Raw genomic sequence first — 19,563 nt, 5'->3', positions numbered from 1 at the left:
GTGGGCGGGCCCCTAAAATTCGAGTTACTTAACGGTAATTAGCGTCAGAGCACTGCGTCTTCCTGGAGCGTGAGAGACCTTGGCCGGATCGGCTGACTTCGACCTGTACCGCCCGTCCGAAGAGCACGACATGCTCCGTGACGCCATCCGCTCGCTGGCCGAGGCGAAGATCGCGCCGTACGCCGCCGCGGTGGACGAGGAGGCCCGCTTCCCGCAGGAGGCGCTGGAGGCCCTCGTCGCGAACGACCTGCACGCGGTGCACGTACCGGAGGAGTACGGCGGCGCGGGCGCGGACGCGCTCGCCACCGTCATCGTGATCGAGGAGGTGGCCCGTGTCTGCGTCTCCTCCTCCCTCATCCCGGCCGTGAACAAGCTCGGCTCGCTGCCGGTGATCCTCTCCGGCTCCGAGGAGCTGAAGAAGAAGTACCTCGCGCCGCTGGCCAAGGGCGACGCGATGTTCTCGTACTGCCTCTCCGAGCCGGAGGCGGGCTCGGACGCGGCCGGCATGAAGACGCGGGCCGTGCGCGACGGCGACCACTGGGTGCTCAACGGCGTCAAGCGCTGGATCACCAACGCGGGCGTCTCCGAGTACTACACGGTCATGGCGGTGACCGACCCCGAGAAGCGCTCCAAGGGCATATCCGCCTTCGTCGTCGAGAAGTCGGACCCGGGCGTGTCCTTCGGCGCCCCGGAGAAGAAGCTCGGCATCAAGGGCTCACCCACCCGTGAGGTCTACTTCGACAACGTCCGCATCCCCGCCGACCGCATGATCGGCGAGGAGGGCACCGGCTTCGCCACGGCGATGAAGACCCTGGACCACACCCGCATCACCATCGCCGCGCAGGCCCTCGGTGTCGCGCAGGGCGCCTTCGACTACGCCAAGAACTACGTCAAGGAACGCAAGCAGTTCGGCAAGCCGATCGCCGACTTCCAGGGCATCCAGTTCATGCTGGCCGACATGGCGATGAAGATCGAGGCCGCCCGCCAGCTGACCTACGCGGCCGCCGCCAAGTCCGAGCGTGGCGACTCCGACCTCACCTTCCAGGGCGCCGCCGCCAAGTGCTTCGCTTCGGACGTGGCCATGGAGGTCACCACGGACGCCGTCCAACTGCTCGGCGGCTACGGCTACACCCGGGACTACCCGGTCGAGCGCATGATGCGCGACGCGAAGATCACCCAGATTTACGAGGGCACGAACCAAGTTCAGCGGATCGTGATGGCAAGGAACCTTCCCTGACGGGAGAACGGGAGACCGCCTTCACCTGCGCCAGACACCTCGGCCCCCGGCATCGCCGGGGGCCGTTCGCATGGGGTGGTCAGAGGCGCACAGATGGCCGGTGGGGACCGGACGGCGCCGACGGGAAAAGAAGCAGGCCGGAAAAGAAGCAGACTGGAAAAGAAGCCGACGGGGAATGAAGCCCACGGGGAATGAAGGAGGTGTCAGGGAAGGGGCGACGCATCTCATGTGCGGCAGCCCCCAGGGCGCGCCGGGCGCCGGCCGGCTGAAGGGCGTAATCCCATGCCTGAGCTGCCAGACGTCGAGGGATTCCGGAAGGTGTTCGAGTCCTGCGCGAAGGGCAGGGTCGTTCAGCGCGTCGACGTGCGCGACGCAGGCGTCCTGCGCGGGGTGAGCGTTCGGCGGCTGCGCGACGCGTTGGAAGGCCGGCGGTTCACCGAGCCGCGGCGGCACGGGAAGTGGCTGCTCGCCCGTACCGGCGACGGTCCCACTCTCCTGCTGCACTTCGGCATGACGGGCCGGCTGGTCTGCGGTCACCCCGAGGATGCGGTCGAGGCCCATGACCGCGTCCTGTTCACCCTGGGCGGCGACCGCCAGCTCCGCTACCGCGACCAGCGCAAGCTACAGGGACTCTGGCTGGCCGACGACTGCGACGTCGCCCGGCTGCTGGGCCGCCAGGGCCCCGACGCCATGGCCGTGGACGGCAGGGAGTTCGGGGCCGCGCTCTCTTCCCGCCGCGGCCGCGTCAAGAGCGTCCTCATGGACCAGTCGGTCCTGGCAGGGCTGGGCAATCTGCTCGTCGACGAGATCCTGTGGCGCGCCGGGCTTCCTCCCACCCGCAGGGCCGGCGATCTCACCCAGGCCGAACTCCGGCGCCTGTACACACACATGCGCCGCACGCTGCGCTCCGCGGTCACCGCCGGCTGCGTGCCCCCGCGCGACTCCTGGCTCACCGGCCACCGCGACGACCCTTACCCGGCCTGTCCGCGCTGCGGCGAGACCTTGCGTCGTTCGCGCATCGCGGGTCGCGGGACGGTGTGGTGCCCGCGGTGCCAGCCGGGCGGGTCCTTGACCGTCCCGCCCGGTCGGTGAGGTGGGAAGGGCGCGGTTCCCTTCCCCACACGTGCCGCACGCCGCCGCGACGGCGTGTCGCCGCGTGAGGGACTAGTTGCCGGAGACCGTCACCGTCTGGTCGTTCTTCAGCTCGTCTACCAGCGTCTTGACCTTCGCCTTGTCCCACAGCAGGTTGCCGCCGGTGGAGCCGGAGATCGGCATGTTCATGGACTTGCCGTCGCCGCCGTTGACGCCCTTCATCGCCCAGAACATGGAGGCCAGGTCCCACAGGGACATGTCCTTGTCCACGGTCAGCGCGTCCAGCCCGGCGCCCATCGTCGGGTAGAGCTTGAACGGGTTGAGGACCGTCGAGGGGGTCGCGACCTGGTGGGCGAGCGCCGCCAGGAACTTCTGCTGGTTCTTGGTGCGCTGCAGGTCGCTCTGCGCGAAGGCGTGCCGGGTGCGGACGAAGGCGAGGGCCTGCCCGCCGTTCAGTTTCTGGGTGCCCGCCTGGAAGTCGGCGCCCGAGTACTTGTCCTTGAAGCCCTTGTCGATCGTGATCGTGACACCGCCGACCGCGTCCACGATGTTCGCGAAGCCGTCGAAGCCGATCTCCGCATAGTGGTCGATACGCAGCCCGGTGTTGTACTCCACCGTGCGGACCAGCAGCTCCGGGCCGTCCTCCGCGTAGGCCGCGTTCAGCTTCACATGGCGTCCGGTGCCCTGGTAGACCTTGCCGGACGTGGACCCCTTGTACGTGGGTATCTGCACGTCCGAGTCGCGCGGCAGCGAGATCAGCGTGTCGCCGTTGTCGCCGACGTGCAGGATCATCATGGTGTCCGTGCGCTTGCCCTCGGCGGACCCGGTGTGCAGCTTCTTCTTCTCCGCGTCCGACATGCCGGCGCGGCTGTCGGATCCGACGATCAGGTAGTTGGTGCCCTTGCCCGTCGCGGGCCGGTCGATGACCTTGGAGAGGTCGACGTCGCGGTGGAGCTTGGAGTCGGCCCAGAAGTAGGTGGCGACCGAGGTCACCGCCAAGGCGGTGACCAGCGTGATCGCGGTCCACTTGATCCGGCGGCGCCAGTTGGGCGCGGTGCGCGCTACGCCGGGTCCGCCGCCGCCCGGTCCGTGGGGTCTGCCGGCCGGGCTTCCGTAGACCTGGCCGGTGTTGTAACCGCTGCCATAGCCGTTGTCGTAGCCGCCGTACCCCCCCTGGTCGTCGTACGTCGGCTGCTGCGGCACCCCGCCGTACGGCGGCGCGGCCTGGGGGCCGCCCGGTGCGCCGGGCGTACGCCGGACCTGCCGCATCACGCGCGCGCCCTCGGGCTGAGCGCTGGTGCTGCCGCGTCCGTAGCGGTTGCCGCGGCTGTCGTCGGACCATCCCTCGGGCCAATTGTTCATGCGCCCCAGTGTGCAGGGTCGGGCTGTGGGCCGTACAAGAGCCGAGGAAAAACAGGGTCAGGGCTGTTGCGAAGCCGACACAAAGTCTCCGGATCGTGGCGCCGCATAAGGTGGAGGCCATGACAGACCAGGCCCCCGCCCCGGAATCAGAAATTCTGGGCGAAACAGAGGCTGCACTTCCGGGGAAGCCCACCTCCGCGTCCCGGACCACGCTCAGCCACATCATGACGCACAACGACACCAACCTGCTGGGCACGGTGCACGGCGGCGTGATCATGAAACTCGTCGACGACGCGGCGGGCGCGGTGGCCGGCCGGCACAGCGGCGGACCCGCGGTGACGGCGTCGATGGACGAGATGGTGTTCCTGGAGCCCGTCCGGGTCGGTGACCTGGTTCATGTGAAGGCGCAGGTCAACTGGACGGGCCGGACATCGATGGAGGTCGGCGTACGGGTCCTGGCCGAACGCTGGAACGAGTCCACCCCGCCCACCCAGGTCGGCTCCGCCTACCTGGTCTTCGCCGCGGTCGACGCGGACGGCAAGCCCCGCCGGGTCCCGCCGGTGATCCCGCAGACGGACCGGGACAGGCGCCGCTACCAGGAAGCCCAGATCCGCCGCACCCACCGCCTGGCCCGCCGTCGGGCGATCAAGGAACTACGCGAGAAGAGGGCGGCGGAGGGTTTCGAGGACTGACGCACGGTAGTCCGTTTCGTGCCCGGCGTCCTCTACGCCGGGCACACCACCTGATCCCCCGTCACCACCGCCTGCTGCGGCGTCGGCGAAGCCTTCGGTTCCGGTGTCCGCACCCTCACCGGCCGCACCTCCTTGAAGTCCGTCCCCACGATCACCCGCAGCGCCGCCCCCTGTCCCGGCACCGCCCGCAGTTCGCTCCCCGGCAACGCCGCCTCCAGGACCTTCGCCGAGCGGTCCCAGCGCGGGTCGTAGATCACGACCGTGCGCCGCACGCCGCGCTCCGCCGCGTTCACCGGCTGCCGCGTCGTGCGGAACCCGGCGGCCGCGAGCCCGTCGTCCGCCCTCCTGCCGAGCCCCTCCGTCAGCGTGCCGTTCTCCACCTGCACCGGGATCTGCTGCGGAGGCACCTCCACCTCCGCGGCCGCGGGTGCCCGGGCAGGAGCCTCCGGCTTCGCCTGCCCCTTCGGCCGTGGCTCGCGAGGAGTGAGCGGCCGGTCCTCCCGCAGCGAGTCGAACAACGCCTTCGCCTTCGCGTCGTCCCACTTCACCGTCGACCCCAGCCCCTTGACCTCGTACTCCATCTGCCCGATCGGCACGGTCGTGAACTCCGACGACCGCGGCGAGAAGTTCCGCATCGCCTGCCCCAGGTCCAGCAACTGCTCCGTCCCGAACCCCTGATCCGCCCGCACCGCCCCGAGCGCCGCCTGCGCCACGGCCCGGAGCTTCATCGGGTTCAGCAGCACACCCGACGACGTCGCCCGGTCGATCAGCGCCGCCAGGAACCTCTGCTGCCGCTGCATCCGCCCCAGGTCGGACGCCCCGTCCACATGCCGGGACCGCACGTACTGCAGCGCCTGCCCGCCGCTCAGCACATGTGTGCCCGTGGCCAGATCGAGCCCGGTGTAGGTGTCCTTGAGCGGCTGCGTGGTGCACACCCGTACCCCGCCCAGGACGTCCACCGTCTTCATGAAGCTGATGAAGTCGACCTCCAGGTAGTGGTCGATCTTCAGATGGGTCATGTCCTCGACCGTCCGCACGGTCAGGTTCGGCCCGCCCTCCGCGTACGCCGCGTTCAGCCGGACCGGATGGGCGGGGCGCCGCTGCGCTGTCGCCTCGTCGGTGTGCTCCGGCACCTCCGCGTAGGAGTCGCGGGGCAGGCTGACCACGGTCGCCCGCTGCCGGTCCGCCGAGATGTGCACGATCATGATCGTGTCGGTGCAGTGGCAGGGTTCGCCGCCCAGGTGGAACGCCCGCCGCTCCCTCTCCGTGATCCTGTCGCGCCCGTCGGTGCCGACCAGCAGGACGTTCATGCCGTTGCCCGCCGCGGGACGGTTCTTCATGTCCTTGAAAGGGTCGATGCGGGAGATCCCGTCGTCGAGGTTGGTGATCACCGCGTGCCCGATGCCGGCCGCGACCAGGACCACCACCGACAGCGTTGTGGTCATCCGCACGGTCCAGCCGCGCTTCCGCGGCCGGACGGGCGGCCGCCTGGCGGGGGAGCGGCGGACCTGCTCGCGGCGCGCGGGCGAGCGGGTGGGCGTGGGCACGGGGGAGACCTCCGCGGGGCTGGGCATGGGTCCGGGAGCACCGTAGGCCCTCGTGATCTTCGGCCCTCGGCGGCGCCCGGGCGGCGCGCAACGGTGTCCCCCGTTCGCGGTAACGTGAGGCTCCTATGAACGACAAGCCCGACGTGCAGCTGCCTGCCGTGTCCGTGATCATGCCCGTGCTCAACGAGGAGCGGCATCTGCGCGGAGCCGTCCGAGCGATCCTCGCGCAGGAGTACGGCGGCGAGATGGAAGTCGTGATCGCGCTCGGCCCGTCCACGGACCGCACGGACGAGATCGCGGCCGAGCTGGTCCGGGAGGACCCCCGCGTGCACACGGTCCCGAACCCGACGGGCCGCACGCCCGCCGCGCTCAACGCAGCGATCAAGGCGTCCCGGCACCCGATCGTGGTCCGCGTCGACGGCCACGGCATGCTCTCGCCGAACTACATCGCGACCGCCGTACGCCTCCTGGAGGAGACCGGCGCGCAGAACGTCGGCGGCCTCATGCACGCCGAGGGCGAGAACGACTGGGACCGCGCGGTCGCCGCCGCCATGACCTCGAAGATCGGGGTCGGGAACGCCGCCTTCCACACCGGCGGCGAGGCCGGCCCCGCGGAGACGGTTTACCTCGGCGTCTTCCGCAGGGAGGCCCTCGAGCAGCAGGGCGGCTACAACGAGGAGTTCATCAGGGCCCAGGACTGGGAGCTGAACTTCCGCATCCGCGAAGCGGGCGGCCTGATCTGGTTCTCACCGGAGCTGAAGGTGTCGTACCGGCCCAGGCCGTCGGTGCGCGCGCTCGCCAAGCAGTACAAGGACTACGGCCGCTGGCGTCATGTCGTCGCCCGCTACCACGAGGGCTCCATCAACCTGCGCTACCTCGCCCCGCCGACCGCCGTGTGCGCGATCGCCGCGGGCATCGTGGTCGGGGCCGCGATCACCCCGTGGGGCTTCGTGATCCCCGGCGGCTATCTCGCGGCGATCGCGCTGGGCTCGATCCCGGCGGGCAGGGGCCTGCCGTTGAAGGCCCGGCTGCAGATCCCCGTCGCCCTCGCCACGATGCACATGTCGTGGGGCTGGGGCTTCCTGACGAGCCCCAGGTCCCTGGCGAGGAAGGTCATCGCCTCCCGGCGGCCGGCAGTGGTCAGCCAGGCCTGACCGGTCTGCTTTCCCGCAGCCGCCGGCGGACACACATCAGCCCCGGAAACCCGGCGTGCCTCGACTCGTCACCGGAGCCGGCCCCTTGGACCGGCTCCGGGCGCTCACCACCGGTAGGGGGCGTAGACGTCCATGCACTGGCCGGCGTCCGAGCTGTTGATGGCGTCGGAGTTGCTGGGGAGGTCCCCGGGCTTCGGAGTGGACTGCTTCGGGTAGCTGGTGCCGGTACGCCAGTCGGAGCCCACGATGACCGTGACGCCGGACACGTCGGTCGACTTCTTCACGGCGCTCATGGGAATGCCCAGTGCCGTGGCGACGCTCTTGGCGTCACCCTCCAGGTCCGCGCTCGGGTAGCGCACGACCGTCTGGTCCTCGGACAGCGCCGCGGTGGTGTCGGGCACAGCCCTGGCGAAGCCCTTCTCCACGAGCGCCTGGCTGATGTCGCGCGCCCGGCCGGGCACCGGGGCCTGGGTGGACGTCCTGGTGGCGTTCTGCACCACCACGCCCAACCGGTCGGCCGCGACCGTGGCCGACGGAGCCTTGGCCGCCTGGGTCGTGCCCGCAGTATTCTTCGGCGCCGGCGTCGTGCCCTTGTCGTCGAACGGCACGTCGTCGCGGATCATCTCCCAGATCTTGTCCGCGTTGGCACCGTCGGGGACCACGTGGTCGTCGTTCTGCGGGTCGGTGACATTGGGCATCGTGGTCATCGTGATGCGGTTCGTCGGGACCGTCTTGAGCTGCATCGCCAGGTCGTAAAGCTCCCTGACCGAGCCGATCTCCTCGGAGACCTGCAGGGACTTCGTGGCAGCCTCGGCCAGGCCCATCAGCCGGCCGGTGTCGGTGAAGACGTTCTGGCTCTTCAACGTGCGGATCATCGAGTTCAGGTACATGTGCTGCGCCCTGGCCCGCAGCAGGTCACTGCCCCAGGCGTGGCGGGTGCGCAGCCACTGCAGAGCCTGTACGCCCTTGACGTTGTGCGTGCCGGCCGTCATCTTCAGGCCGGAACCACCGGGTACCTTCGGCAGTGGGCGGTCCCAGACGTTCTGGTTCACGCAGACGTCGACGCCGCCGATGGCGTCAGCCATCTTCACCACGCCCGCGAAGTCGATCATCATCCAGTGGTCGATGTAGACCTTGGTCAGGTTCTGCCAGGTGGCCAGCGTGCAGCCGGGGCCGCCGCGGGCCAGCGACTCGTTGATGATGGCGTTGGTCGGCGGGTACTCGTGGCCGGTCGCCGGATCCTTGCACTTGGGGATCTCGACCCGGGTGTCGCGCGGGATGCTCACCACGGCGGCGCTCTTGCGGTCGGCGGACAGATGGATGAGCATCTCGACGTCGGCCAGCGGCGGGTTGCCGCGGTTGTCCCTGCTGCCGCCCAGCGCCACGTTCGCGTCGGAGTTACGGCTGTCGGAACCGATCAGCAGGATGTTCACCGGCGTCTGGCCGGCCGCGTTCGGCTGGGTCCTCTGTGCCTTGGAGTCGCCACTGCTGCGCTCGCCCTTACGGATGTTGCCGTTCAGGTGCTGGTAGTAGAGATATCCGGCGCCGGCCGTGCCGAGTATCACGACCGACAGAACCGTCGCCGACCACCGCAGCGCACGCCTTCTGCGGCGTCTGTTGCCGCCGTCGCGTCCGCCGTCGCCAGGCCCTCGCCCCCCGCTCGAGCCATGGCCGTCCGGCGTGTGCCGTTCCCGAGGTGAGAGGGACATGGCCTCTTCGACCGCAGATGCTTCCCCCCGCAGACCGTACTGCGTCAACTACCCATCCTCCCCACCCTTGCGGCACCTGACGGGCCTGCCAGGCGTCCTGTTAGACGCACGACAGGCCCGTAAGGTGGCGCTGTGCGCTCAACTGGCGCACTGAACCTTGTCCGCCGTGGACTTGTTGGGGACGTCCGGCGCCTTGGTCGGAGCGGTGAGCGGCGTGCCCGGGCCCTGGAAGTCCTGTCCGAGGGTCAGCACGATCGCGGGCAGCCCCTGGTCGTTCTTCTCGCTCTTGCCCGGCTTCAGCGCCGAAGCGGGCAACCCCATGATGTCCGCCAGCTTCCGCGCCTGGTCGGCCTGGTCGGGAGAGTACTCGAGCGTCGTCTTGCTGAGCGTCTTGCCCGCGTTGCCGAGCTGGCTGGACTTGGTCACGCCCTCGTTGTTCTGCAGCCAGCTCAGCGTCGACTGTGCGCTGCCGGCGGGGGCGCCGCCGTTGTAGATGTCGACGCGGATGGCGGAGGCGGCGGAGCGCGAGCCCTTGAGGGGGTCGTTCGCGGCGGTCTTCTCCGCCTGCTGCTTCTTCTTCACCGCGGTGAAGGACACGTCGTTCTTGATGGCGTCGAAGACCTGGGGAGCCGAGTTCGGGTCGACGATGACCGTCTTGTGCACCGGGCCGTCCGCCGGATTGTCGAGCACCGGCACGGTCAGGAAGCTGATGTTCTTCGTCGGTACCTTCTTCAGCTCCAGGGCCACGTCCTTGAGCGTGCTCACCTTGTGCAGGCCCGTGTCCACGGTCAACGCCTTGGTGGCGGCCTCGGCGAGGTCGAGCAGCTTCGACGGGTTGGTCAGCGTGTCGCTCGATGACATCTTGCGCATCAGCGACGCCATGAACTGCTGCTGCACCTTGATCCGGTCCAGGTCGCCCTTATTGCCCCAGGCGTGCCGCGTGCGCACGAACGCGAGGGCCTGCTCGCCCTCGATCTTGGACGGACCGGCGGGCAGTTTGAGGTGCGACTTCGGGTCGTTGACCGCGTGCTTGAGGCACACATCGACGCCGCCCACCGCCGTCGTCAGCGTCTTCACCGCGTTGAAGTCCAGCATCATGAAGTGGTCGGGTTCTATGCCGGTGACTTCCTTGACCGTGCGCATGGTGCAGCCCGGGTCGCGGCCGTCCTGCCCGAGGCTCGTGTTGAAGCGGACGTCCCGCGTACCGGGGATCACCTTGGTGGTGCCGTCGGGCTGTTTGGTCGGGCAGTCCGGCACATCGACGACCAGGTCGCGCGGGATGCTCAGCGCGGTCGCGTTCGTCCGGTCCTTGGAGACGTGCACCAGGATGTTGGTGTCGGCGTGGCCGACGCTGCCGGCGTCGCCGTAGCCCTCGTTGCCCGCGCCGGTGCGCTTGTCGGTGCCGATGATCAGGATGTTGAACGCCTCGTCCTTGCTGAAGCCGTTCTTCGCGGCGTCACCCACGTCCGTCGTCGAGACGTTGCCCTCGAGGTGCTGCAGGTAGAAGTAACCGGCCGCCGTGACCGCGACGAGCACGAACGCCATGCTGCCGCCGGTCCACAGCAGTATCTTCTTCGCTTTGCCCTTCTTGGGCTTGGTACGGCCCCGGCGGCGCCCCGGCGGCTCCGGGGGCGCCGCGCGGCGGCGGCGCTGACCGGGGAGGACGTCCGGGGCCGGTTCCCCCCGGCCGGGTGCCGTGCGGGTGCCCCCCTGCGCGCTGCCGGCGGGGGTCCCCCTGCGCGGTCTCGGCACGGACGACTGCGCTCCGGGAGCGGCCAGTCGCAGTTCGTATTCGCCGGTGTTCGGGTTGAGCACCCACTGGTCTGCGGGGTCGATGTTGTCCGCCCGCCCACGGCCTTGCGCGTCCACGGTTGTCCGAATCCTCCGTCGGGGCCACGCGGCGCCTTCCCCCTCAAGGCGCTCGGGTCTCTTCAGCCAGTGCGTTTGCCCAGGACGGACCTCGGGGCGTGGCACCGGATCGCTCACACTATCCGCCCAGTTCGGCGTCGAGCGACGGCGGTGACAAATTCCACTTCCCTACAACCGGGCAATCCGCCCTATTTCTCAGACACTTCTTAGCTCACGCGTTCCCCGCCATGGGGTGCGCTTTACCCGCAGGCGTCCTGGGCGGCGGTGTTGCCGGTGAAAGTGGGCGTGGGCCCGGATGGTGTCCTCTCCCGCGAACCGGGTCCGGAACCGGGCGGCGTATTGCTCGTTTTTGCGGCTGAATTACCCGGAACTTCCTTGGTGACCTCGACCGGCTGGTCCGCACGCAGGCGCCGGAAGAGCCTGTCCGCCGCCGGCTGCACGAGTTCGTCACGATTCATGTCGCCCGGGTACGGGGTGCGCGGGGCCGTCAGGAACCGTACATTTTCCGCGGAGAGGTTCCCGAGCCCGCGCACGAGTGCATAGAGTCCGCGCAGACTCGCCAGGCCCGGGTCCGTGGTGAGGGCCGAGGTGGCCGCGTCCAGCACCGGATACAGCCTCACGGGGTTGAGCAGGACGCCGTTGCTGCGCACCTTGGTCACCAGCGCGCCGAGGAAACGCTGCTGGCGCTCCATCCGCTCGGTGTCGCTGCCGTCGCCGAGGCTCTTGCGGGCCCGTACGTAGCCGAGCGCCTGCTCGCCGTCGAGCTTCACCTTGCCCGCGGGCAGTCTGAGCCTGGCGGCCGTGTCGTCGATCGGGTGCCTCAGGCACACCTGGACGCCGCCGAGCGCGTCGATCATCTTCTTGAAGCCGTTGAAGTCGACGACCATGTGATGGTCGACGCGGATGTTCGTCAGCTTCTCGACGGTACGGATCGTGCAGGCCGAACCCCCGGTCGCGAAGGCGTGGTTGAACATGGTGAACTGCGCCTCGCTGCGGCTGCCGTCCGGCCGGCCGCAGCTCGGCACGTTCACCATGAGGTCACGGGGCAGGGAGACGGCGGTGGCACTGCGCCGGTCGGCCGCGAGGTGCAGCAGGATCGTGGTGTCGGACCGCTCCGTCCCGGAATCCCGCCCGTACCGGCCGTTGCCGGCGCCCGCGCGTGAGTCGGACCCGATGAGCAGGATGTTCCGCGCGCCGCGCACGAGCGAAGTGGGCCGCTCCTTCTCGTACCGGGCGAGCTCGGCGGCGGCTGCCTCGTCCGCGGTGATGTTCGAGTCCAGCTTCTCGTACGCGACCCAGCCGGCCCCGGCGGCGCTCAGCAGGAGCGCGGCCAGTCCGACCGCACACCATCGCGCCCAGCGCCATCGCCGATGACGTGCTCTCACTGCCGGGTCCACCGCCTTGCGTCGTATGAACGGAAGCTGCTGTTACGACGATGGCCCGGGGCCGGGTCGCGGGGCGTCCGGAACTGGTCCGGATGGACGCCGACCGCGCCCCTATAGAGGCGCGGGGCTGTGACATCGTGCGGCTTCGCGGCGTGGCGTGATCAGCCGCAGGGGACGCGCGGCCGGACAACGGGCGGCAGCCGCACGGCGCTGATCAGCCGACAGCCGTCGCCGTCACCTTTTCGCTCTCGATCCGCTTGGCCAGCCCTTCCTCTCCCAACCGCTCGAGGTGCCGGCACAACACGACCGAGCCCCCCGCGGCCAAGGGCGCGTACAACCCGGCGCTCAATCCCTCCCACGTGTCATACGGCAACCCCGACAGCAACCGCGCCCCGGGCCCCGTCAGCCCGAGGGGCAGCGCGTCCGCCCGGGCCCGTTCCACGACCTCCGCCGCCGTGTGCTCGGCCCCGGAGACGATCAGCGCCGGCTCGTCCGGGTCGACGGGGGCGTAGGGCTGGAAGCGGTCGCCCTGGCTCGGTACTTCGACGGCGTAGTCGACGAAGCCGTCCGGGGTCTGCGGGAAGCGGCCGCCGAGTGGGCGCAGGGCGAGGGCCACGCGCTCCCCGGAACAGGCACGCGCCGTGTCCAGCGTGTCGGGACCGCTGACCACGAGGTCGGCGGCGGCCGGGTCGCCGCCGACGTCCGCGAGGACGCCCACGGACGAGCAGGCGAGCAGCCACACCGCCGTCTGCCAGTGCGCGGGCAGCAGCAGCGCGACCCGGTCGCCGGGCTCGGCGGCGAGGTCACCCTGAAGGAGGTTGGCGGTCTTGGCCACCCAATTGGCGAAGGTGGCGACGGAGAGTTCGACGCGTTCGCCCGTGGCGTCGTCGTAGAAGGTCACCAGGGGGCGCGCGGGGTCCGCGGCGAGCGCGGATCGCAGCAGGTCGGAGGGTGTGCGATCGGTGGCGGTCACGGCGCCAAGAGTACGCGGGGGCGGACGTGCGCGCGTCGGCGGCGGGGTGTCGGGCGCCACCGGTTCGGCCGAGTGCGGCCGACGGGCCGTCAGATTCCGTATGGACATACATGTCTGACTATGTCCAAGATTGTGTGCATGCGTGGATATCTTGCTTCCTCGATCGGCGTCACCTGTGCGGCGGTGCTGACCCTTTCGCCGGCGATCCCGGCCGCGGTGGCCGGAACGGGTGTGCGGGGTCCGTCGGCTTCGGCGGCCGTCCCCGGCAGTACCCAGTCCCTCCCCCTCCTGCCCTTCACCCGCGCCGCCGGGGCGGTGGTCGAAGCGGGCCTGAACCCGCGGACGGTGCGACCCTTCTCGCTCGTGGGCGTCGTCTGGGACGACCCGGGCGCCGAACTCCACGGGCACGTGGAGGTCCGTACCCGTGCGAGCGGGACGCACCAGTGGTCCGAGTGGCAGGAACTCGAGACGCACCACCAGGGCCACGGCCCCGACCCCGGCACCGCGGAGGGCCGGACCAGCAGGGCACGCGGGGCGACCGCGCCACTGTGGGTCGGCGACTCGGACGGAGTGGCGGTACGGGTGAGCGCCGAGGGGGACGACGCCGGAACAACGCGATCACCCATGCTCCCCAACGGACTCCGTGTCGAACTGGTCGACCCCGGCGTGGACTCGAAGGCGGGCGCCCCCGGTCCCGTCGCACACACGGCCGCGCCGGCCCCGTCCGACGGGGGCGCACCCGACACCGCGGCCGGCGCGGGTTCCAACGCGTCCGGCCGGGACGTCGATCGCGCGTCCCTGAATGACGGCGCGGCCCCGTCACCCTCGTACCAGGCGCAGGAGCCGCAGGGAGCGAAGGGAACGCAGCGCCCGCAGGGGACCGTGAAGGAACCGCCGGGCACGGCGGAGGAGACCGTCACCCCTGCGCAGGGCACGGTGAATCCCGTGAAGGAGACTCCGAACCCGACCCAAGGGGCCGATGATCCGGCGCAGGAGACGACAAACCCGGCAAAGGGGACCGCAAGCCCCGCGGACACCACCGGCCCCGCAAAGGAAACCTCCGACAGCGACCAGGAAGCATCCCCTCAGCAGCTCCCGGAGCACTCGGGGACCCACACCGCCCCGCGCCCGAAAATCGTCACCCGCAGCGGCTGGGGCGCCGACGAGACTCTGCGCGAGGCGGGCTTCGTCTACACGGACAGCGTGAAGGTGGCGTTCGTGCACCACACGGCTTCGGGCAACAACTACACCTGCGCTCAGGCGCCTTCCGTCATCCGGAGCATCTACCGCTACCACGTGGTGAGCAACGGCTGGCGGGACATCGGCTACAACTTCCTCGTGGACAAGTGCGGAACCATCTACGAGGGCCGCGCCGGAGGCATCGACAAGCCCGTGCTGGGCGCCCACACCATGGGGTTCAACAGCGACAGCATGGGCGTCGCCGTTATCGGCACCTACTCGGGCAACACCAAACCGCCGGCCCAGACGCTCGACGGCGTGGGCGCACTGAGCGCGTGGAAACTCGGTCTGTACGGTATGGATCCGCGTGGCACGACCTACCTGGTGTCCGCAGGTGGCAATCTGTACCCAAAGGGCGAGAAGGCGCGACTGAACGTGCTCTCCGGCCATCGCGACGGGTACCCCACGGACTGTCCTGGAGAGCAGCTCTACGGCAAACTCTCCACGATCCGCTCGACCGCTGCCCGCCTGCAGGGCCGCTGAGGACCAAGGCCCGCCGCATGACGAAGGTGCCTGAGAGGGACCTCTCTCACGGTCCTCATAACGCCCCTTGCGGTCCCCGCAACACGGTCTGCATACACTGGTCGGCCGATTCACAGTTTGGCCGGTCCCGGCAGGAAGCAGAGACGACAGGTGACAGAAGCGATCCTCCTGGTCGGCGGTAGAGGCACCCGACTTCGCCCGCTCACGGTGAACACCCCCAAACCGATGGTTCCGGCGGCCGGGGTCCCGTTCCTCACACACCAACTGGCGCGGGCGAAGGCGGCGGGCGTGGAGCACATCGTGCTCGCCACCTCCTATCTGGCAGAGGTCTTCGAGCCGCACTTCGGTGACGGCTCGTCCCTCGGCCTCCGCCTCGAGTACGTCACGGAGGAGGAGCCCCTCGGCACGGGTGGCGCCATCCGCAACGTGGCGAGCCGCCTCCAGTCCGGTCCCGAAGATCCGGTACTGATCTTCAACGGGGACATTCTCACGGGCCTCGACATCCGCGCCCTGGTCGACACCCACCAGTCGACGGGCGCGGACGTGTCGCTGCACCTGACGAAGGTGACGGACCCGAGGGCGTACGGCCTGGTCCCCACCGACGAGACGGGCCGGGTGACGGCGTTCCTGGAGAAGCCGCAGACCCCCGAGGAGATCGTCACCGACCAGATCAACGCCGGCGCGTACGTCTTCCGCCGCTCGGTGATCGACACGATTCCCGTGGGCCGCCCGGTGTCGGTGGAACGCGAGACGTTCCCGGACCTGCTGGCGGCGGGAGCCCATCTGCAGGGCATGGTCGACTCCACGTACTGGCTGGACCTGGGCACCCCGGCGGCCTTCGTGCGCGGCTCGGCGGACCTGGTCCTCGGGCGGGCGCCGTCCCCGGCGGTGCCCGGCCGCTGCGGCGACCGTCTGATCCTGCCGACGGCCTCGGTCGCGTCGGACGCGAAGCTGACGGGCGGCACCGTGGTGGGCGAGGGTGCGTTCGTCGGAGAGGGCGCCCGGATCTCCGGCAGCACGGTGCTCTCCGGCGCCGTCGTGGAGCCCGGGGCCGTCATCACGGACTCCCTGATCGGTGCCCGCTCCCGCATCGGCGAGCGCTCGATCGTCACGGGCGCGGTCATCGGTGACGGCGCGGTGGTCGGCGCGGACAACGAACTCCGAGAAGGAGTGCGGGTCTGGTGCGACGCGCGGATCCCGGCGGGCTCGGTGCGCTTCTCCTCGGACCAGCAGTAGCGCCTTTCGACGACGCCGGGTGTCCTGTGTCACGTGGGCACCCGGCGTCGCGCTACAACCGTCCGATATCGCCCCGCCGCATCCGCGGGGCGCGCCGTGGCGGCGCACACCCGCTCAACAGGATCAGCCGTGCCGCCCGGTGCCGCTGGCCCGCGTACGGCTCAAGCAGCGACAGCATCACGGAGTCGTCCGCGTCCCGGTCCCCGGCCAGCGCGTATCCGACGATCCCGGGCAGATGCAGATCCCCTACGGTCACCGAGTCCGCCGCCCCGTGACTGCGCTGCACGGTCTCCGCCGAGGTCCACGGCCCGATCCCGGGGACCACCTCGAGCCGCGCCTGCGCCTCGGCCGGCTCCATCCCCACCGCCTGCTCGAGCCGGGCGGCGACCCGCACCGCCCGCAGGATCGTCGACGCCCGCTTGTTGTCCACCCCGGCCCGGTGCCACTCCCAGGACGGAATGAGCGCCCACGACCGGGGCGCCGGCATCACATGCATACGCCCCGGCGCGGGTCCCGGCGCCGGTTCCCCGAACTTCCGTACGAGCAGCCGCCAGGCCCGGTACGCCTCGTCCGTCGTGACCTTCTGCTCCAGGATCGACGGAATCAACGACTCCAGTACCAGGCCGGTCCGGGTGAGCCGCAGTCCCGGCCGGCGGTGCCGTGCCTGCGCGACCAGTCGGTGCCGTGGCTCGAAGGCGTCGGGATCGTCCGACGCGCCGAGCAATTCCGGCAGTTGGTCCAGCAGCCACTCCGCCCCGGGCCCCCAGGCCTCCGCCTCGGCGACCCCGCACCGGAGCGCGACCCGCAGCGTGCCCGGACCGAGCGGCGTACGGCTGGCCCGCCACACCGAGCCGTCGGGCGTCGCCCGGAAGGTGGGATCGGCGGGACCGCGCCGCAGCGGCCCGAGCACCAGGCCCAGGTCCAGTGGCCCGGGCGGGGCCCAGGTCCGCCGCCGACCGGGTGCCGCGGCCGGCCGCGGAATGCCCGCGGGCACGACGACATGCCCACCGCGCGCGGTCGTGGGGGTGGGGCGGGGAGCGAATCGTCCGGCCACGGATGAGGTCCTGGTGGATAGGTGTCGTGGAGTTCTGGGTGTCGTCCTACGAGGGTAGGGGGCGCGTGCCCGGCCCGGGGGCGCCTTGCGGCTGCCCCCGCTCACCGCACCTCGATGAAGGCCCCCGCATCCCGCTCCGGCCGCGGCTTCGGTTCCTCAGCCGGATGCCCCACCGCCACGGCGCCCATCGGCTCCCAGGTCCCCGGCAGTTCCAGCACCTCCCGGACGACGTCCCGGCAGAACATCGTCGAGGACACCCACGCCGACCCCAGCCGCTCCCCGGCGAGCGCGACCAGGAGATTCTGCACCCCCGCGCCCGTCGCGACCACGAACATCTCCCGCTCGGCCGCGTCGCGTCGCGCGTCGCCGTAGGTGTGGGAGCCGTCCATGACCATGCACGGGACGACGAGGCAGGGGGCGTTGCGCAGCACGTCCCCGCGCCGGACGCGCTTGGCGATGGACTCCTCGGTCTTCCCGTCCCGGCGCAGATCCGCGATCCACGCGTCCCGCATCGCGTCGAGCAGCCGCGTCCGTGACTCCTCGGACTCCAGCAGCACGAACCGCCACGGCGTCGTGTGGTGCGGCGCGGGAGCGGTCACGGCGGCGGCCACCGCACGGCGTACGGCACCGGGGTCGACGGGCTCGTCGGTGAACGCCCGCACCGTACGCCGTTGGGTCACCGCCTCCCGTACCGCCTCGGACGTGCCCAGCCGGAACATGTCGTCGCGCGCGCCGCGCACCATGGCCCGCGCGCCGTCGCCGTGGTCGCCGGTCACCACGTGCGGCAGCCCGCGGACCACCGCGACGGGCAGCCCGGCGGCCTTGCCCTTGACCAGATCGCCCGCGGCCGCCAGCTCGTCGGCGGTGGCGACGACGGTCGCGCTCAGCGGGTTGCCGTGCGCGTCCGTGCCGCCGCGCAGGTCGTCGAGGACCCGTACGCCCGCCGCCCCGATGGCGACGTCGGTGAGCCCGGTGCGCCAGGGCCGCCCGAAGGTGTCCGTGACGATCACGCCGACCTCGACGCCGAGCGTGTCCCGCAGACCCTCGCGGATGGCGCGCGCGGACGCGTCGGGGTCCTCGGGCAGCAACAGCACGGTGCCCGCAGGGGTGTTGGAGGCGTCGACACCGGCGGCGGCCAGCACCAGACCCTGCCGGTTCTCCACGATCCTGAGCGGACCACGCCGGGCCACGACCCGCACGGTCTCGGCGTCGATGGCGGACTCCCGGTCGTCCGCCCGTACGACGCGTCCCTCCGCCTTCGAGACGATCTTGGAGGTGACCAGCAGGACGTCGCCGTCGACGAGCCCCGGCTCGGCCGCGGCGATCACCTTGGCGAGGTCGTCGCCCTCTCGGATCTCAGGCAGTCCCGCAAGCGCCCAGACCCGGTAGGCGGGTGCCGCGACGGGTGCACCGCCGCCGGACCCGGCATCCATGGAAAGCCCGCCGCTCAAGCCCCCCGCACCTCCTCCGCCAACGCGAGGGCCTCCTGGGCCATCCGCGCCGTCGCCTCCAGGTCCGTCATCATCAGCGGTACCGCGCGGCAGCGGATGCCCGCGGCCTCCACGCGCTCCACGGCGGCCGCGTCCACCGTGTCGACGAGCCAGCCGTCCAGCAGCCCCGAGCCGTAGTGCTCGGCCACCGCCGCGGCCGTGGACTCCACTCCGACCGCCGCGAGCACCTTGTCGGCCATCCCCCGCACAGGAGCGTCACCGATGATGGGGGACAGGCCCACCACCGGGACCCCGGCGTCCGCGATGGCCTCCCGGATGCCGGGGATCGCGAGGATCGTGCCGATGGAGACGACGGGGTTGGACGGCGGGAAGAGGATCACGTCCGCCTCGGCGATCGCCTCCAGGACACCCGGCGCGGGCTTCGCCTGCTCCGCGCCGACCGGCACGACCGCCTCGGCCGGGACGGAGGCGCGCAGCCGCACCCAGTACTCCTGGAAGTGGATCGCCTTGCGCTCGCCCGGGCCCGCGGCCGAGCCGCCGTCGGGCAGGGTGACGGCGACATGGGTCTCGACGCGGTCGTCCGACATGGGGATGAGCCGGACCCCCGGCTTCCAGCGGTCGCACAGCGCCTCCGTCACCGCGCTCAGCGGGTAGCCCGCGCCCAGCATCTGGGTCCGCACGATGTGCGTGGCGAAGTCGCGGTCGCCGAGCCCGAACCACTCCGGCCCGACGCCGTACGCGGCGAGCTCCTCCTTGAGGTGGAAGGTCTCGTCGGCCCGGCCCCAGCCCTGTTCCTCGTTGATGCCGCCGCCGAGCGTGTACATCACCGTGTCGAGGTCCGGGCAGACCTTCAGCCCGAAGAGATGGATGTCGTCGCCGGTGTTGCCGATGACGGTGATCTCCGCGTCGGGCACGGCCCGCTTCAGACCCCGCAGAAACCGGGCACCGCCGATGCCGCCTGCCAGAACCACAATGCGCATGGATGCAGTCTTGCAGGCGCCTGCGACTACGCGTGACCCGGCGGTGACACCCGAGGCGCCGCCCGGCGCCGGCGGGCCCCGACCCGCCGCCGGGCTCCCC

The 19,563-nt window shown here is 70.8% G+C and carries 15 protein-coding genes; 6 read left to right on the top strand and 9 right to left on the bottom strand.

Annotated elements, in window-relative coordinates; genetic code table 11:
- Positions 1-79: 79 nt before the first annotated feature.
- Together ACFYZE_RS34035 and ACFYZE_RS34030 are read left to right on the top strand one after the other, a co-directional pair.
- Entirely contained in the window at positions 80-1,237 is a 1,158-nt protein-coding gene (locus ACFYZE_RS34035) for an acyl-CoA dehydrogenase (protein WP_389002901.1), read from the top strand.
- Between the two features lie 282 nt (positions 1,238-1,519).
- Positions 1,520-2,329, top strand: coding sequence for an Fpg/Nei family DNA glycosylase (locus ACFYZE_RS34030; RefSeq protein WP_389002898.1), 810 nt, complete (start codon positions 1,520-1,522; stop codon positions 2,327-2,329).
- A gap of 72 nt (positions 2,330-2,401) precedes the next feature.
- Here the strand turns inward: ACFYZE_RS34030 and ACFYZE_RS34025 are convergent, their stop codons facing one another.
- A complete protein-coding gene (locus tag ACFYZE_RS34025; RefSeq protein WP_389002895.1) occupies positions 2,402-3,691 on the bottom strand; it encodes an LCP family protein in 1,290 nt (429 codons plus the stop codon).
- Between the two features lie 119 nt (positions 3,692-3,810).
- On the opposite strand from ACFYZE_RS34025, the gene ACFYZE_RS34020 reads away from it, so the two are divergent.
- Positions 3,811-4,383 (top strand): acyl-CoA thioesterase, encoded by a 573-nt coding sequence (locus ACFYZE_RS34020; RefSeq protein ID WP_389002892.1) that lies wholly within the window; start codon positions 3,811-3,813, stop codon positions 4,381-4,383.
- A 32-nt stretch (positions 4,384-4,415) separates the two neighbouring features.
- Here the strand turns inward: ACFYZE_RS34020 and ACFYZE_RS34015 are convergent, their stop codons facing one another.
- Positions 4,416-5,957 carry an LCP family protein gene (locus tag ACFYZE_RS34015; protein WP_389002889.1) on the bottom strand — a complete coding sequence of 514 codons (1,542 nt, stop codon included), beginning with the start codon at positions 5,955-5,957 and terminating at the stop codon, positions 4,416-4,418.
- Between the two features lie 98 nt (positions 5,958-6,055).
- On the opposite strand from ACFYZE_RS34015, the gene ACFYZE_RS34010 reads away from it, so the two are divergent.
- On the top strand, positions 6,056-7,084 hold the full coding sequence (locus ACFYZE_RS34010; RefSeq protein ID WP_389002886.1) for a glycosyltransferase family 2 protein: 1,029 nt from the start codon (positions 6,056-6,058) through the stop codon (positions 7,082-7,084).
- A gap of 104 nt (positions 7,085-7,188) precedes the next feature.
- Here ACFYZE_RS34010 and ACFYZE_RS34005 read toward each other — a convergent pair whose 3' ends face one another.
- The 4 genes from ACFYZE_RS34005 to ACFYZE_RS33990 all read right to left on the bottom strand — a co-directional run bounded on the left by ACFYZE_RS34005 (position 7,189) and on the right by ACFYZE_RS33990 (position 13,020).
- Entirely contained in the window at positions 7,189-8,793 is a 1,605-nt protein-coding gene (locus tag ACFYZE_RS34005; RefSeq protein WP_389002883.1) for an LCP family protein, read from the bottom strand.
- A gap of 138 nt (positions 8,794-8,931) precedes the next feature.
- On the bottom strand, positions 8,932-10,662 hold the full coding sequence (locus tag ACFYZE_RS34000) for an LCP family protein (protein WP_389002880.1): 1,731 nt from the start codon (positions 10,660-10,662) through the stop codon (positions 8,932-8,934).
- Positions 10,663-10,901: 239 nt separating this feature from the next.
- A complete protein-coding gene (locus ACFYZE_RS33995; protein ID WP_389002877.1) occupies positions 10,902-12,047 on the bottom strand; it encodes an LCP family protein in 1,146 nt (381 codons plus the stop codon).
- A gap of 214 nt (positions 12,048-12,261) precedes the next feature.
- Positions 12,262-13,020 (bottom strand): TIGR03089 family protein, encoded by a 759-nt coding sequence (locus ACFYZE_RS33990; protein ID WP_389002874.1) that lies wholly within the window; start codon positions 13,018-13,020, stop codon positions 12,262-12,264.
- A 138-nt stretch (positions 13,021-13,158) separates the two neighbouring features.
- Between ACFYZE_RS33990 and ACFYZE_RS33985 the strand changes: the two genes are divergently transcribed.
- Together ACFYZE_RS33985 and ACFYZE_RS33980 are read left to right on the top strand one after the other, a co-directional pair.
- Positions 13,159-14,742 (top strand): N-acetylmuramoyl-L-alanine amidase, encoded by a 1,584-nt coding sequence (locus tag ACFYZE_RS33985; RefSeq protein WP_389002871.1) that lies wholly within the window; start codon positions 13,159-13,161, stop codon positions 14,740-14,742.
- Between the two features lie 150 nt (positions 14,743-14,892).
- Positions 14,893-15,978 (top strand): sugar phosphate nucleotidyltransferase, encoded by a 1,086-nt coding sequence (locus ACFYZE_RS33980; protein WP_389002868.1) that lies wholly within the window; start codon positions 14,893-14,895, stop codon positions 15,976-15,978.
- A gap of 52 nt (positions 15,979-16,030) precedes the next feature.
- Here the strand turns inward: ACFYZE_RS33980 and ACFYZE_RS33975 are convergent, their stop codons facing one another.
- The 3 genes from ACFYZE_RS33975 to cofD form a co-directional block, all read right to left on the bottom strand.
- Complete coding sequence (locus ACFYZE_RS33975) at positions 16,031-17,032, bottom strand: DNA-3-methyladenine glycosylase family protein (RefSeq protein ID WP_389002865.1); 1,002 nt, start codon at positions 17,030-17,032, stop codon at positions 16,031-16,033.
- Positions 17,033-17,133: 101 nt separating this feature from the next.
- Positions 17,134-18,465, bottom strand: coding sequence for a coenzyme F420-0:L-glutamate ligase (locus ACFYZE_RS33970; RefSeq protein WP_389002982.1), 1,332 nt, complete (start codon positions 18,463-18,465; stop codon positions 17,134-17,136).
- A 14-nt stretch (positions 18,466-18,479) separates the two neighbouring features.
- Positions 18,480-19,463, bottom strand: coding sequence for a 2-phospho-L-lactate transferase (cofD, locus tag ACFYZE_RS33965; RefSeq protein ID WP_389002862.1), 984 nt, complete (start codon positions 19,461-19,463; stop codon positions 18,480-18,482).
- Positions 19,464-19,563: the final 100 nt, after the last annotated feature.

This window comes from Streptomyces sp. NPDC001796 (genome assembly GCF_042892355.1).
Lineage (GTDB): Bacteria > Actinomycetota > Actinomycetes > Streptomycetales > Streptomycetaceae > Streptomyces.
This window is presented reverse-complemented; position numbering and strand designations above follow the sequence as displayed.